The sequence below is a fragment of the Archaeoglobus neptunius genome (genome assembly GCF_016757965.1).
Lineage (GTDB): Archaea > Halobacteriota > Archaeoglobi > Archaeoglobales > Archaeoglobaceae > Archaeoglobus > Archaeoglobus neptunius.
The window spans coordinates 108,511-121,383 of the sequence record NZ_JAEKIW010000005.1 but is presented as its reverse complement, the minus strand read 5'-3'; the positions used below and the strand labels follow the sequence as shown (position 1 = coordinate 121,383).

The 12,873-nt window shown below is 46.2% G+C and carries 17 protein-coding genes; 4 read left to right on the top strand and 13 right to left on the bottom strand.

The annotated features are described in order from the left end of the window. Together JFQ59_RS05125 and JFQ59_RS05120 are read left to right on the top strand one after the other, a co-directional pair. Window positions 1–1,686: a formylmethanofuran dehydrogenase subunit A gene (locus JFQ59_RS05125; protein WP_202319338.1), complete on the top strand. Its 1,686-nt coding sequence runs from the start codon at window positions 1–3 to the stop codon at window positions 1,684–1,686. A gap of 13 nt (window positions 1,687–1,699) precedes the next feature. Continuing rightward, window positions 1,700–2,404, top strand: coding sequence for a formylmethanofuran dehydrogenase subunit C (locus JFQ59_RS05120; RefSeq protein ID WP_202319337.1), 705 nt, complete (start codon window positions 1,700–1,702; stop codon window positions 2,402–2,404). Between the two features lie 15 nt (window positions 2,405–2,419). Here the strand turns inward: JFQ59_RS05120 and JFQ59_RS05115 are convergent, their stop codons facing one another. Then, the gene (locus JFQ59_RS05115) at window positions 2,420–3,997 is read right to left on the bottom strand and encodes an amino acid permease (RefSeq protein WP_202319336.1); all 1,578 of its coding nucleotides are present in this window, start codon (window positions 3,995–3,997) and stop codon (window positions 2,420–2,422) included. Window positions 3,998–4,032: 35 nt separating this feature from the next. Then, on the bottom strand, window positions 4,033–5,811 hold the full coding sequence (locus JFQ59_RS05110; RefSeq protein ID WP_202319335.1) for a PAS domain S-box protein: 1,779 nt from the start codon (window positions 5,809–5,811) through the stop codon (window positions 4,033–4,035). Between the two features lie 76 nt (window positions 5,812–5,887). Here JFQ59_RS05110 and JFQ59_RS05105 point away from each other — a divergent pair, with 76 nt between their 5' ends. Together JFQ59_RS05105 and JFQ59_RS05100 are read left to right on the top strand one after the other, a co-directional pair. Further along, the gene (locus JFQ59_RS05105; RefSeq protein WP_202319334.1) at window positions 5,888–6,634 is read left to right on the top strand and encodes a TatD family hydrolase; all 747 of its coding nucleotides are present in this window, start codon (window positions 5,888–5,890) and stop codon (window positions 6,632–6,634) included. A 2-nt stretch (window positions 6,635–6,636) separates the two neighbouring features. Next, complete coding sequence (locus JFQ59_RS05100; RefSeq protein ID WP_202319333.1) at window positions 6,637–7,095, top strand: deoxycytidylate deaminase; 459 nt, start codon at window positions 6,637–6,639, stop codon at window positions 7,093–7,095. Here the strand turns inward: JFQ59_RS05100 and JFQ59_RS05095 are convergent. From JFQ59_RS05095 to JFQ59_RS05045, 11 genes are all read right to left on the bottom strand, one after another. After that, window positions 7,087–8,205, bottom strand: coding sequence for a metallophosphoesterase (locus JFQ59_RS05095; RefSeq protein ID WP_202319332.1), 1,119 nt, complete (start codon window positions 8,203–8,205; stop codon window positions 7,087–7,089). The two genes, JFQ59_RS05100 and JFQ59_RS05095, sit on opposite strands and share 9 nt — an antisense overlap. Before the next feature lie 302 nt (window positions 8,206–8,507). Further along, window positions 8,508–9,116: a 2-phospho-L-lactate guanylyltransferase gene (gene cofC / locus JFQ59_RS05090; protein WP_202319331.1), complete on the bottom strand. Its 609-nt coding sequence runs from the start codon at window positions 9,114–9,116 to the stop codon at window positions 8,508–8,510. Continuing rightward, window positions 9,113–10,159: a signal recognition particle-docking protein FtsY gene (gene ftsY / locus JFQ59_RS05085; RefSeq protein WP_202319330.1), complete on the bottom strand. Its 1,047-nt coding sequence runs from the start codon at window positions 10,157–10,159 to the stop codon at window positions 9,113–9,115. Before ftsY ends, cofC begins: the two co-directional genes overlap by 4 nt. Beyond that, window positions 10,160–10,570, bottom strand: a complete 411-nt coding sequence (gene pfdA, locus JFQ59_RS05080; protein ID WP_202319329.1) for a prefoldin subunit alpha — start codon at window positions 10,568–10,570, stop codon at window positions 10,160–10,162. It abuts the gene before it with no gap. Window positions 10,571–10,572: 2 nt separating this feature from the next. Then, a complete protein-coding gene (gene rpl18a / locus JFQ59_RS05075) occupies window positions 10,573–10,749 on the bottom strand; it encodes a 50S ribosomal protein L18Ae (protein ID WP_202319328.1) in 177 nt (58 codons plus the stop codon). 5 nt (window positions 10,750–10,754) lie between these two features. Further along, window positions 10,755–11,405: a translation initiation factor IF-6 gene (locus JFQ59_RS05070; RefSeq protein ID WP_202319327.1), complete on the bottom strand. Its 651-nt coding sequence runs from the start codon at window positions 11,403–11,405 to the stop codon at window positions 10,755–10,757. Further along, a complete protein-coding gene (locus JFQ59_RS05065) occupies window positions 11,406–11,672 on the bottom strand; it encodes a 50S ribosomal protein L31e (RefSeq protein WP_202319326.1) in 267 nt (88 codons plus the stop codon). A gap of 9 nt (window positions 11,673–11,681) precedes the next feature. Next, window positions 11,682–11,834 (bottom strand): 50S ribosomal protein L39e, encoded by a 153-nt coding sequence (locus JFQ59_RS05060; RefSeq protein WP_202319325.1) that lies wholly within the window; start codon window positions 11,832–11,834, stop codon window positions 11,682–11,684. A 4-nt stretch (window positions 11,835–11,838) separates the two neighbouring features. Then, window positions 11,839–12,165: a DNA-binding protein gene (locus JFQ59_RS05055; protein WP_202319324.1), complete on the bottom strand. Its 327-nt coding sequence runs from the start codon at window positions 12,163–12,165 to the stop codon at window positions 11,839–11,841. 20 nt (window positions 12,166–12,185) lie between these two features. Further along, on the bottom strand, window positions 12,186–12,629 hold the full coding sequence (locus tag JFQ59_RS05050) for a 30S ribosomal protein S19e (RefSeq protein ID WP_202319323.1): 444 nt from the start codon (window positions 12,627–12,629) through the stop codon (window positions 12,186–12,188). Window positions 12,630–12,633: 4 nt separating this feature from the next. Beyond that, on the bottom strand, window positions 12,634–12,867 hold the full coding sequence (locus tag JFQ59_RS05045; protein ID WP_202319322.1) for a YhbY family RNA-binding protein: 234 nt from the start codon (window positions 12,865–12,867) through the stop codon (window positions 12,634–12,636). Window positions 12,868–12,873: the final 6 nt, after the last annotated feature.

Here is a 12,873-nt window from a genome sequence, read left to right as displayed (position 1 = left end):
ATGCATCATGCACTTCATATTAAAAACGGGATAGTAATTGACCCTAAAAATGGTGTTAAAGCTGAGAAAATGGATATTTTCGTTAAAAATGGAAAAATTGTTGAAGAGAGTGAATTGAAAGGGGAGGATGTAAAGGTTATAGACGCCACCAACAAGCTCGTCGTGGCCGGTGGAGTGGACATGCATGCACACATAGCGGGAAGCAAAATGAACACCGGAAGAACCATGCGTCCTGAGGAAATGAGGGTTGTCAGGAACATTGCGAATAAATTCAGGGCCGCTATTGGAAGAGTTCTGCTCACATCCCCTGCGATCGGATATGAGTACACTAAGATGGGCTACACATCAGTATTCGAAGCTGCTCAGCCACCGATCGGAGCTCTTCACACTCATGAGGAGCTTGATGCGATCCCCATGCTGGACAAAGCAGCGCTGCCTGTTTTTGGGAACTGGCACTTCGTGCTGAAATACGTGGCTGAAAAGGAGATGGAAAAGCTTAAAGCCTTCATAGCATGGGCTATTGAGAGAACTAAAGGATTTGGTGTTAAAGTCGTCAATCCTGGCGGCGTTGAAGCGTGGATGTACGGAGGAAACGTGAGCAGCCTGGACGACCAGGTACCGGGATTCAACGTAACACCGAGAGAGATCATCCTGTCACTCATACAGGCCACAGAAGAGCTCAAGCTGAACCATTCAGTCCACCTGCACTGCAACAGACTCGGAGTGCCCGGAAACTACGAGACGACCATAGAGAGCATCAGGCTGGCAAGCAAGTTCAGCAACGACGCCAGACAGGTGCTGCACGTTACCCATGTGCAGTTCAATTCATATGCAGGAGATAGCTGGAGAACGGTCGCAAGCGGTGCCGAGGAGATAGCGAAGACCGTAAATGCAATGGACAACGTCACAATCGACATGGGTCAGCCGATATTCGGCCATGCAACAGCCATGACCGGAGATGCACCCTTCCAGTTCACCCTTCACAGGCTTACAGGCTCCAGATGGAGTAACAAGGACAGTGAGGTTGAGGGGGGAGCTGGCATTGTGCCGATCGCATATCTGCCAAAGAATCCCGTACACGCTCTCCAGTGGGCTATTGGTATGGAGCTTGGACTTCTTACGGATAGTGATAAAGTCGTGCTCACCACGGACTATCCAAACGGTGGACCATTCACCGAGTATCCGTATATAATGGCCATGCTGATGAGCAGGAAAATGAGAGAAGGTGAGCTTGAGAAGGTGAGTCCATTCGTCCAGAAAGCTTCGAATCTGCCGGCAATTGATGTGGAGAAAACGCTCGAAGAGGTTATCCACATGACCAGATCGCTGCCAGCAAGAATTCTAGGATTGCCGAATAAGGGACATCTCGGGATAGGGGCTGATGCAGACATCGCAATCTACGACCTCGATCCACTGAATGTGGACACTTCAAATGACTTTGAAAAAATCTACAAGACGTTCAAGACGGCTGTCTACACCATAAAAGATGGTATAATCGTGGCCAAGGACGGAAATCTCGTAGAGGAGTACTGGGGCAAGACGTACTGGGTCGATGCTACGGGCAGAGTGGACCTTGAGGCAATAAAAGCAGATCTGGAGGACTACTTCAGGTACTACAGTGTGGAACTTCAGAACTACGGAGTGGAGGAAAGCTGGCTGAAGAAACCAGAAAGAATAGTAATCTGAGGAGGTGGTAAAAATGATCATCATAAAACCGAAAGCGGAGTTTGTGGTAACCGTTGAGGCGGAACTCACACCCGATCTGGCAGAGAAGGATATAGAGGAAGTAAAGAAATTCAAGGTTTACTATGGCAAAGACCTCGTGGAACTGGGAGAGCTTTTCGAGGTTGTGAGAGAGGGAGACGACAAAAAGCTTGTCCTTGAAGGTGACTTCAGCAAGGTCAAATGGATTGGCTGCAGGATGGCTGAGGGAGAGATCGTAGTTAAAGGGAGCGTTGGCGCCAACTGCGGAGCATATATGGCAGGGGGCAGGATAGTAATTGAGGGCGATGCGGACGACTGGCTTGGTGCGGAGATGAAGGACGGAGAGATAACTGTCATGGGTAACGCCGGAAACCTTGTTGGATGTGCTTACTATGGCAATGCCACCGGCATGAACGGTGGAAAGATAACCATTGAGGGTAATGCCGGAAACTATATAGGAGAGAAAATGGCTGGAGGAGAGATCGAAATAAAGGGAAATGCTGGCGATTTCATAGGTACGGAAATGAAAGGTGGTGTGATCAAAATCCACGGTTCCTGCGGGTTCGTCGGAGGGGATATGAAGGCTGGAGAAATCAGAATTGGCGGGGATTTTGAACTCATGCCTACATTTGTTAAGGGTGAGGACGGCTGGTCTGGAGACATGAATGTGAAGGGTGAGGGTGTAGTTAAAAAACTATAAACCAATTTTTTCTTTTTAGATCTCGAGTCGCTTGTAGTGCTTTGCCTTTTTCAGGGCGGATTCTTTATCCTCTCTGCTTATAAAATGAAGGTCCACTGGAAGGTTGCGCATGGCTTTCTGACACTCATGCTGCATGTCATCACTAACATCATCTACAAAAACCAGCAGGTCAACATCGTGGGCTTTATCAACCTCCCCCCTTGCAACGCTGCCTGCGAGATATATCTCAGCATCTTTAATCAGGCCGGATACTCCATCCACCACCCCAGCTATCCATCCCTCCCAGTTTCTGATGGTTTCCTCCCTCTTTTTGAGTCTGCTGTCCACATAAACGCTTATTTTTCTACCAGTGGTTGTTCTGTAGAGGGCCTCAATTAAAAAGGATGCCAGAACCAAACCAACAAGAATTGCAAGGTTCGTTGCCTCTGCTGCCATCCTGTAAACCAGTATTGACAGAGCCGCAAATGTGAGGATTGCCCCAGCAGCGGGGATTGCTGGATTTATCTTAAGCTTATGTCTCAGTTTCAAAGCTGCGACATTTACAAAAAAGAAGATGATGAGAAAGCTACCGCTACCTGCAACGGAAATGGACTCAAGGTTTGCGGTATTGGCTAGAATCAGCGAAATGATGCTTATGACCAGTAAACCCTCATGAGCCTGTTTCCAAACCCTCCTTTCCACAATCTGGGGTAGCTCACCGTACTTTGCAACCATATAGCTGATTCGTGCTGTCCCGTAGAGCGTTGCATTAATGGCAGAACCAGTTGATGCCAGAGCTGCAAGAGTTACGAGAAGAAAACCTGCCTCTCCCATTGATGGTTCTGCAGCCTTTGCCAGCGCATAGTCCCTTGACTCCACAATGGTCTCGTAGGGAAGGGTGCCCACCGTCACAACCGCTACAAGAACGTAAACGGCTATCACAACAATCACGGCCGAATATAAGGCTTTAGGTAGTATCTTCGGATCCTTGACATCATTTCCGGTATTTGCGATGAGCTCAAAACCCTCATATGCAAGAAATATGATCATTCCACCTGCCACTATACTCACCGGATCGACCCACGTGGATGGCTGGAGCCTTTCCGGGTTGACAAGCGTTAATCCCACCCCTGCAACAACAATAAGGATGGTGAGCTTAAATGCCACAAGAAGGTCTTCGGTCTTACCGCTTACGAGTGCCCCATATGCGTTTATGAATGTAAACAGCGAGATTACGGCAGTTATCAGAATGTGTCTTACCACCACATAATCAGACAGCAAGTTCGCCCCATAACTCCCGAAAGCATAGGCGTAGAGGGAAACCATAACAATATACCCCAACAGGAGCAGGATGTTCAGCCCTCCCGAAAATATACCATTTCCGAAAGCCTTCACCAAAAACTCAACAGTTCCACCTTCACTGGGAAATCTTATCGACAGTTTGGCATACGAGTAAGACGTGATCAGAGCAATTAAACCTGCAAGTAGAAAGGCTATTGGCGCTGAGCTTTTTGAGAGCTGAACGCTCAGCCCAAGAACAGCGAAAATCCCTCCTCCAATCATACCTCCAACGCCGATGCTGAATGCCTCTTTGAACCCAATGTCTTTTCGCATAAAGAATCAGAGGAGGAAAGGTCATAAAAATTTCATTATTTTTTCCTTAACCTTCCCCTGAGTCTGTCCATATTTTCCCATACTTTATCGAGATCAACAATGAGATATGTGACTCTGTCGATATTCTCAATGATTCTGTCAAACACGTCTTCACCCAGCTTTTCCTTAACCTCGCAGTACGCCCTCGCAGCAGCTAGAGGGTTTCTTATCCTGTCGACAAGATAAGAGATGAGTGCAATGTTCTTCTCTATTTCTTCAAGAACAGCTTTTCTTTCCGTTATATCTCTCGCCACTCCGTATACTGCCACAACATCTCCATTCTCAATCACAGGGTGCGCTACAATTTCAAGCCACAGCTCTCTTCCATCCTTTGCTTTAACAGGCAACTCAAAAGGCCCTGCTGGACCTTTTGTACTGCAAATCTCCTCAATTTTCTCTTTCACAAAATCCACGTAAGATTCGGGAATTACATCCCACACCTCAACATTGTCGTCCACACCATACCCCAAAAGTTCCAAAGCCCTCCTGTTTACACTGACAAAACAACCTTCCAGATTATGGATGTAAAGTATATCGTTTGTGCTGTTCCACAGGTACTCGTACCTCTCCAGGGACTTCATCAAATCCTCTTCAACCTTCTTCTTCTCAGTTATATCTCTGACAAACTCAACAATCATTTTAACCTCATTGTTCTCCACCATAGGATAGCTAAAGATCTCCAGACACTCCAAATCCGAATCCGGAGAACCGGGCACCACCCCTCTCCTCAACTCTCTGCTTTTTATTGCCTCAAAAGTTGGACAGTTCTCACAGGGTTCGTTTCGGCCATAATAGGCTTGGTAACACTTTTTTCCTACAACATCGCCGTACCACCTCTCCATTGCGTGATTGACCATCAGTACGTTCATATTTACATCCAGCACAGATATACCGTCCTGAATGGCATTAAAAACTGCTCTGAGAAACATTTCGCTTTTTTTAACTTCTGCAGTCCTCTTTCTCACCTCCCTGCTCAAGTAAGCGTCAATTGCAAAGGCAAAGATAAACAGCACGAGGAGGACTGCTATGACTCTGTACACCCATTCGGGAATGAACTCGACCTTGGCCCCAAACCAGCGTTCAAGGGACTGGTAATAGATCGAATTTGGGTCTTCTTTCAGTATGGCAAGATCTCTATCTATCTTCTGCAGAACCTCCCTGTCGTTACCAACAAATCGCAGCTCCACCGGATTGAATATGATACCTGTCTCCTTCAGACCGGAGTCTCTGGCATAAAACGAGGCATAAATTCTCGAGACAACTCCTGCATCAGCATCACCGGAATTGACTGCATCAAAGACTTCCCTGTAATCTCCCTCAATCCCAACAAACTGGCAGTCAATGTTAAATTTCTTTGCGAGTTGCTTTAAACTTTCAAAATAAACATCCCCAACAACACCAGCCACCCTTAGCCCCCTGAGGTCAAGGATGGAGTCAAGCTTGGATTTGGTAACAACAACCCCCCAGTTGGTGATAACAGACTCGTTACTGTAGTTGAATTCCTTTGCTCTTCCTTCGGTATATGCCACTGCGACCAGCAGGTCGATATCCCCGTTCCTGAGCATCTTTAAAAGAGATGGAAAGTTTCCGTACACATACTCCACATCCCATCCTTCCTGCTCCGCGATATGATTAAGAATATCAATATAAAAACCTTTAAATCCTGAATCCTCCTTAAAAACGAGAGGTGGATTATCATAAACGCCGACCCTGAGGGCCATTGCTGGAGGGATCGTGGCCAGAAATACAATGGCCAGCATTACAATCAGCCTCATTAAAAGGACGGAGTTTTAAAACGTTATAAATTTTTGGATGAAAACGTTTAATAATCCTTCATCATTTCAAATCAACATGTATTTCGACTCCCATCTTCATTCTGAGGGGCTCGGTTTCAGTGAGCTGGCAATGATGAGCGAGGTCGGAATTAAGGAGATATGCAGCCTCTCTTTCTACCCAATAAAACCCATGTATCCTCAGACAATGATAGACTCCTTCAGAAAGCTTGTGGAGTTCGAAACGCAAAGATGCGAAGCTGCAGGAATAAAAATGTACCCGGCAGTTGGCATCCATCCCCGATGCATTCCACCGAACTACGGAGTGGCCTTTGACTACCTCGAAAGAGGCGAATGGCTGGTTTTTGGAGAGATAGGGCTTGAATCTGCCACTGATGAAGAGAAGAATGTATTAAAATCCCAGCTCGAAATTGCAAAAAAACTCGACATCCCCTGCATAATTCACACCCCAAGGAAAAACAAAAGAGAGATCACTGAGAAAATTTTGAAAATTCTGGGCGATTCGGGGTTCCCGGATGAGCTGGCAGTCATTGATCACGTGAATTTTGAAAATCTCGATCTGGCTTTAAAAACTGAGTGCTGGATTGGCCTGACCGTACAGTCCGGAAAACTCTCTCCTGAGGACGTTGTGAAGATAATTGAAGAGTACGGCTGCGAGAGATTCATGCTAAACAGCGATGTTGGATACAGAGATACGGAATTCACGACTGTGGCGATCGCTGCAGAAAAAATTGCCGGGAGCGTTGGCCAGGATGAGGCAAAGAAGGTTGCATTGAAAAACGCCAGAAAGTTTCTGAGGTTGTGATAATGAACAGACCAACACTGGACGAGTATTTTATGGAGATAGCCAGCGTTGTTGCCAGGAGATCAACATGTTTGAGACAGCGAGTTGGAGCTGTGATTGTCAGGGACAAGAGAATTCTCGCAACCGGCTATAACGGTGCGCCTTCGGGTCTGCTGCACTGCGATGAGGTCGGATGTTTAAGGGACAGAATGTCCGTTCCGAGCGGAGAGCGGCAGGAACTCTGCAGGGGTGTTCATGCGGAGCAAAACGCCATAATTCAGGCTGCAAAGTTTGGGATCAGTGTTGATGGTGGTACCCTGTATTCCACCCACTGTCCGTGCATAACCTGTGCAAAAATAATAATCAACGCAGGTATAAAGAGAGTCGTGTACGGCAAAGAGTATGCGGACAAAAGGGGGCTTGAGCTTCTGAAAGAGGCCAGAGTTGAAGTGGAGTACTTTCCGTGCTGCGAACTAAAGTAAAATTCTCCACACCAGATCCCTGATGTTTTCCTCCAGCATTTTGACGAGCTTCCTGCACTCGTCTTCGTTATTGGGTCTTTTAACCTTCCAGATCTCATCTGCCGTGATATCCTCATCAAAAGAGACCACGTAGTCTGCATCCTTAGCCATTTCCTCCACAAATTTTTTCGGTTTGGTAACACTGAGACCCAGTTCACCCAGTATTCTGGAAACCATAGGATTGAGACTGGCAGAAGGTTCAAGCCCGGCACTGACAGCATGCATGTTGCCCGGAGAGAGTTTGTTAAACAGAGCCTCGGCAATTTTAGATCTGCAGTCGTTTCTTCTGGATAAAAGCAGAACTTTCCTCGTTGAGGTGAGCCTGTGGTATCTGAGCATTGATTCAGGAGTTACTGGCTTGAGCTGAAAGCTTCCGATTTCCACCTCCCCCAGATCGACAAATCTTAGCTTCAGGTCTATCCTACCCCCACCAACCTTTAGTATGTTGTAGTTGTTGTCTGGCATCAGTACTTTGTACGAGCTTACCGAACCGGCATGGATTATGTGTGTCCTGAGAAGCTTTGTTGAGTACGGCACGTGTCTGTGTCCGGCCAGAACTATCGCACCATGGCAGTTCAGAGTCAGGGTTTCGACAAACTCCGCTGCATCAATAAGAACATTCATGTTTCGCCCTGTATGGGGAACCGGGACGACGTGGTGATGGAGCGTTATGAAGTTTATGCAGCTCCCTCTGACTTTTTCGGTGATCCACTGCCTTTGCTCAGGACCAATATAGCCATCATCGGAATCCGGGAGAGTGCTGTCAACCCCAACAAAAACAAAATCATCAAATTTCAGCACCTTTCTGTTCCTACCGAAGTACAGCTTGAAGTATTTGATACCGTCATTTCTGGCGTCATGATTTCCGGGAACTGCAAAAAGCTCCGGTTTGAGATTGGATAAAGTTTCATAAGCCTCCCTGAATTCGTGGTGAATTCCCCACATACCTATATCCCCGGTTAGGATAACCAGATCGGGTTCCATTGCATTTATCTGCCTCACGGCCTCTTCGATTTTGCCCCTTATCAACTCGGAGCCAAAGTGCACATCGGATATGTGGACAATTTCCATGGAGTTAATGTTTGGTTATTAATCTTTAAAAATTCTTCTTTAAAGTAAAGCGATTTAGACTTAGAAAAACATGATGAATCATGTACAATCTTATCGTTGTGGGGACGGGTGTCGCGGATGGGGATAGAAACCTAGCACGGGGCACATCAAACTGGCATCGGATTGAAGCATTCGGCCTACAAGATATTGCTGGAGAACAGAATAATCGGGGCACACATTCTGGGTTACAACGCAGATGAAGTTATCAATCTCTTACGTTATCTACGTCTACCGCCTGCTACGATATAAAATACATGCTATGATCAGGATACCCGCTCAAGCCTGGGTGTTTTCTCAAAGCTGACCCTGAAACCCAGTTGTGTTAGGAACTTCCATGATCTCTTTCCTTTCCCATGCATGATCAGCTCCAGCAAATCGCTTTCATCATCTATGTCAACCGAGGAATAAAAGGAGTCAAAAATCGAAACCGAGAAGCCGATCTTTCTGGCATACTCAACGTGTTTGAAAAAGCTTCCGTAATGGTAAGAAACTCTGAACCCTTCCCTTCTCACAAGGAGCATGTTGGTTCCCCCCTTCCTGCCGGGGGCTATGACAACATCCCCTTCAGAATTGAAAAATCTCTGGAGGATGTCACCACTCAAAAGAGGAAGATCGGACATCACAACGGCCAGCGGTACGTTGTTGATCTCACTATTAACAACAGTATTCAGGTCTGAGCTATCAACGACCACATCAACACCTTCGATATTTATTTTTGCAGGTGAAACTACCTTTACACTACCGAATCTACTCACAGCTTCGACAACATCCAGAAGCATCAGCTCAGCAAGTTTTTTTCTTTCTTCAAAATCCAGAATTCCGGAAAGTCTCGATTTTGGATTCGTGGCCTTGAAAGGAATCAGTATTCTCATGAGAAAATTCTCTCAATAAGCCATTTCGAATCGAACTTCACGAGATCATCGTAACTCTGACCTACGCCGAAAAACAGCACTGGCTTTCCGGTTACGTAGCTGATGGATATCGCTGATCCTCCCTTCGGATCCGCATCGAGTTTGGTCAGGATGCTACCGTCAATACCCACTGTTTCAGCAAACATTTTCGCCCTCTCAACGGCATCGTTGCCTGCAATACTCTCATCAACGAAGATTATCAGATCAGGTTTGGTAACTCTCTTGATCTTTTCAAGCTGATCGAGCAGGTTTTTCTTTGTATGCATCCTTCCAGCAGTATCTGCGAGAACGATGTCTATTCCCTTGCTCTCCGCATGCTTTATAGCATCGTAAATTACCGCCGCCGGATCTGCACCCTGTCTGTGCTTGATAATCCTGACGCCCAGCTTTTTTGCATGCTCCTCAAGCTGCTCTATTGCCCCAGCCCTGAAGGTATCACCCGCAGCCAGAACTACTGAGTAACCCTTTTTCATCAGTCTGTTGGCAATCTTTGCGATCGTTGTTGTTTTACCCGTTCCATTGACACCAACAAATGCAATGTTGAGAGGTTTTTTCTTCTTCAGTCTTTCTGCAACAAATTCATCAAAATCGAACCTCTCCCTTTCCAGAATTTCAAGAAGAATTTTTTTGAGTTCTTCAATCACAATATCTGAGAGTTTCTCCGTAATTTTCTTTCTTTTTCCAACGAGCCTGCTCTTCAAGGCTTCAGAAATTGCATCCACAACCTCAAAAGCCACGTCGCTCTCCAGGAGAATTATCTCGAGCTCATCAAGAATCCTGTCAACCTTCTTTTCGTCTATGACCACCTCTCTGCTCACTACCAGTGCCGTGATCTTGTCCTTTAGTCCTACCTTCACCTTCTGCTCTTTCGACCTCTTGGACTCTATTTCAGCCTCTTTCGATTTCCTTTCAATTTCTGCTATTATCTTTTCCTCCTCTTCCCTCTCTTCCTCCTCTATTTTCTTTCTGAGCCCCTTTAATTTCTCCTTTAGAGCCTTAAACATTTACTTTCTCTCCTGTGAAGCCAGTTCTTCCTGAATTTTCGAAGCCTGAGACAGAACCTGCTGCAGCATGGATGTGAGCTTCTCCGTATTCTCCTCTATCCTCTTTATCCTGTTTTTGACAAACTCAATCGCATCTTTGACCTCTCTTTCCACCACAACACCCGAACCAATGTCCACGAGCATCTTCCTGCTATTTTTGACATCCACATACGCAAACACTCCACCACCAAGATTCATCAGTGCCTCGACATCCCCGTCAATGGACTCGAAAAATTCAAGCGTTTCAAGTGTTTTCCTGTACTCGCTCTCAAGAACCTCCATCTCGACAATTCTCCTCTGCAGGGTTTCTGCTTCCCCCTGTAAGTACTGCAGAACCGCAATCTTCTCCTGAACTTCTTTTTCCGACGCCATTTTTACTCCACCTGCTTTACGGACTCAATTTTTATCAAATGCCTCTTGACCTTGTGATTGCTCCCAATCAGTGAATAAACCTTCTCCATGGCATATTTTTCGTTATGTGCATCGATTATCTTTTTAAAGTTCTGCCACCCTTCTGAAGTCCTAAACATGCCTACTATCTCAAATTTCATCCCCATCACCTCGGAAACAGAGCCTCCTCAACTATACCAAGTTCAAAGCCTGTCGTATCTCTACCAACAACATATCCCTTTGAGTTCGCAATTAAGCTTGACCCCACCATATCAGTGCCGAAGTTAACGGTGCCGGTGAGCACCTCAACTCCCGAAACATCTTCCAGTTTCTTGAGTTCCCACTCGTTAATGTTTGGGTTTGCGATCCCCCCGGAGTTCGTGATTACAGCAGCCATTCCCACCGTCTTTATCCCCCCAACAGTACCTTTCGCCAGATCAATGTCGAGAAAATCGGAAATTTTTTCAAGGACCTCGTTACCCATCTCTGGATTCGCCACACCGCCCCTGTCATTGATGCACAGATTGTTACCAAAGCACGTCATGGGCGTATCCACCACCATAACATCCATCTTGCTTTGGAGCTTTTCAAGCTCGGTGGAAAGAATATGATTGCTCACAACGGCGCCTCTGGAATTCATGGCCATCATCGCACCAACGAGCTCTGAACCCGCAATTTTCGTTATTATCACTTCAACATCAAGCCTCTCTTCCACTGCCGTGATCAGGTTCTCACTGTTAACCCCAATTACAGCGAATTCTTCTGAAACCTTTGCGTACAGTCCTACGAGTGGGTTACCGTTAACAGCAATCCTCATTTAGGCAAGTTCAACCTCAACTATTCCATCGTCAAACTTCACAGCTCTCACTCTGATTCTCGCTGGCGGTTTCTCAGCCCCTCTTTCCCATATTTTCTCATTAACAGCCGTGTCTATCTTGACGTTCTCCGGTTCAACTTTCATGTGTCTGCTCAGGAACCTTCTGAGGTACTTTGCGGCCTTTTTGGACCTCAACCATCTGGGATACTTCTTCATTTTGTGCTTCAGTCTGATAGTGTACACCCGTTCAACAACAACCTTCGCCATGATGTCACCTCACGCCTTCAACTTGTTCCTCCTCCAGTGCCTTCTCTTAGGGCTTCCAAACACACTTCTCTTGGTCTTCATCGTAATCCACACCGGCGCCCTTCTGTTCTGTTTGCAGGCCTTTGCCAGTCTCTTTTTCACACCAATCGTCTTCTTACCCATAATCTCACTTCCTAATAATTTTTGTCTCCCTCTTTTTGGGCTGAACTCTTCTCAAAATTTCAACAAGCATTTTATCAGTAATTTTGCTCTGCAACCTTCCGGATTGGGCAAGGTAAATGAGCTGATTTTCAACGGCCTCTGCAAGTTCCGGATGGGCAAGCTTAACTCGCGAAAGTCTCTCCTTCGCCTCCGGCTCGAGTATCGCCCTCAATATTGCCTTTTTTTGCGCCTCATACTGCCTTCTCATCTCTTCTTTCTGGATCTCCTCGAGCTCCTTTTGTCTCTGCAACTCCATCAGCTTCCTTCGCCTTATCTCCTCAAGGTCATCCATTTTTACCACCTAAAATAAATTTAGTATTTTTCGAGAGCGGGGATCTCGGAAACAAGCTCTGATTTCAGCTCTGTTGCCACTTTATCGAGGAATGATCTTCCCATTGGCGTAACAACTCTCCCCTCCCTTGTCTTCTTAACAAAGCCGAGCTGCTCAAGCTGGTGAAGTGCATTTCTGACTATTGCACCGCTCCCTTTTCTAAACTTCGGAGGCTTTGATCCTCTTCTCTTTCTACCACCATAGTACGTCCTCAGCCTCTCGATTCCAACCGGCCCATCCACATAGATTCTCCTGAACACTGAAGCTAATCGGAGATACCACCAGTCTTCCTGTTCGGGGCTTCTCTCCTTATGCACACCCGTCTTAACGTACTTCGCCCATTCGGGAGGGGCCACCATGTCTTTCAATTTTTCAGCAACTTTCTTAATCAGCAATTCCGCCGGAACATCATATACTGTCGCCATATCTTCACCTCTCAAAGGTTAGCACGAATCCTCTGAAATCCACAAGCCTCCCCTTAACTTTAGAGGCTATCTCGTCTGCAAGCTCTTTTTTATGCTTGCCAGACGATTCCCTGAAATTTTTGAGCATTTTAACCCTCACAGCTCCACGTTTCTCAAGCAGGAGATTTATCTCGCTTATTAAGCTTTCCGTTACACCATTTTTTCCAACATTTATCGTTACCACATCTTTACCCGTCATACTCTT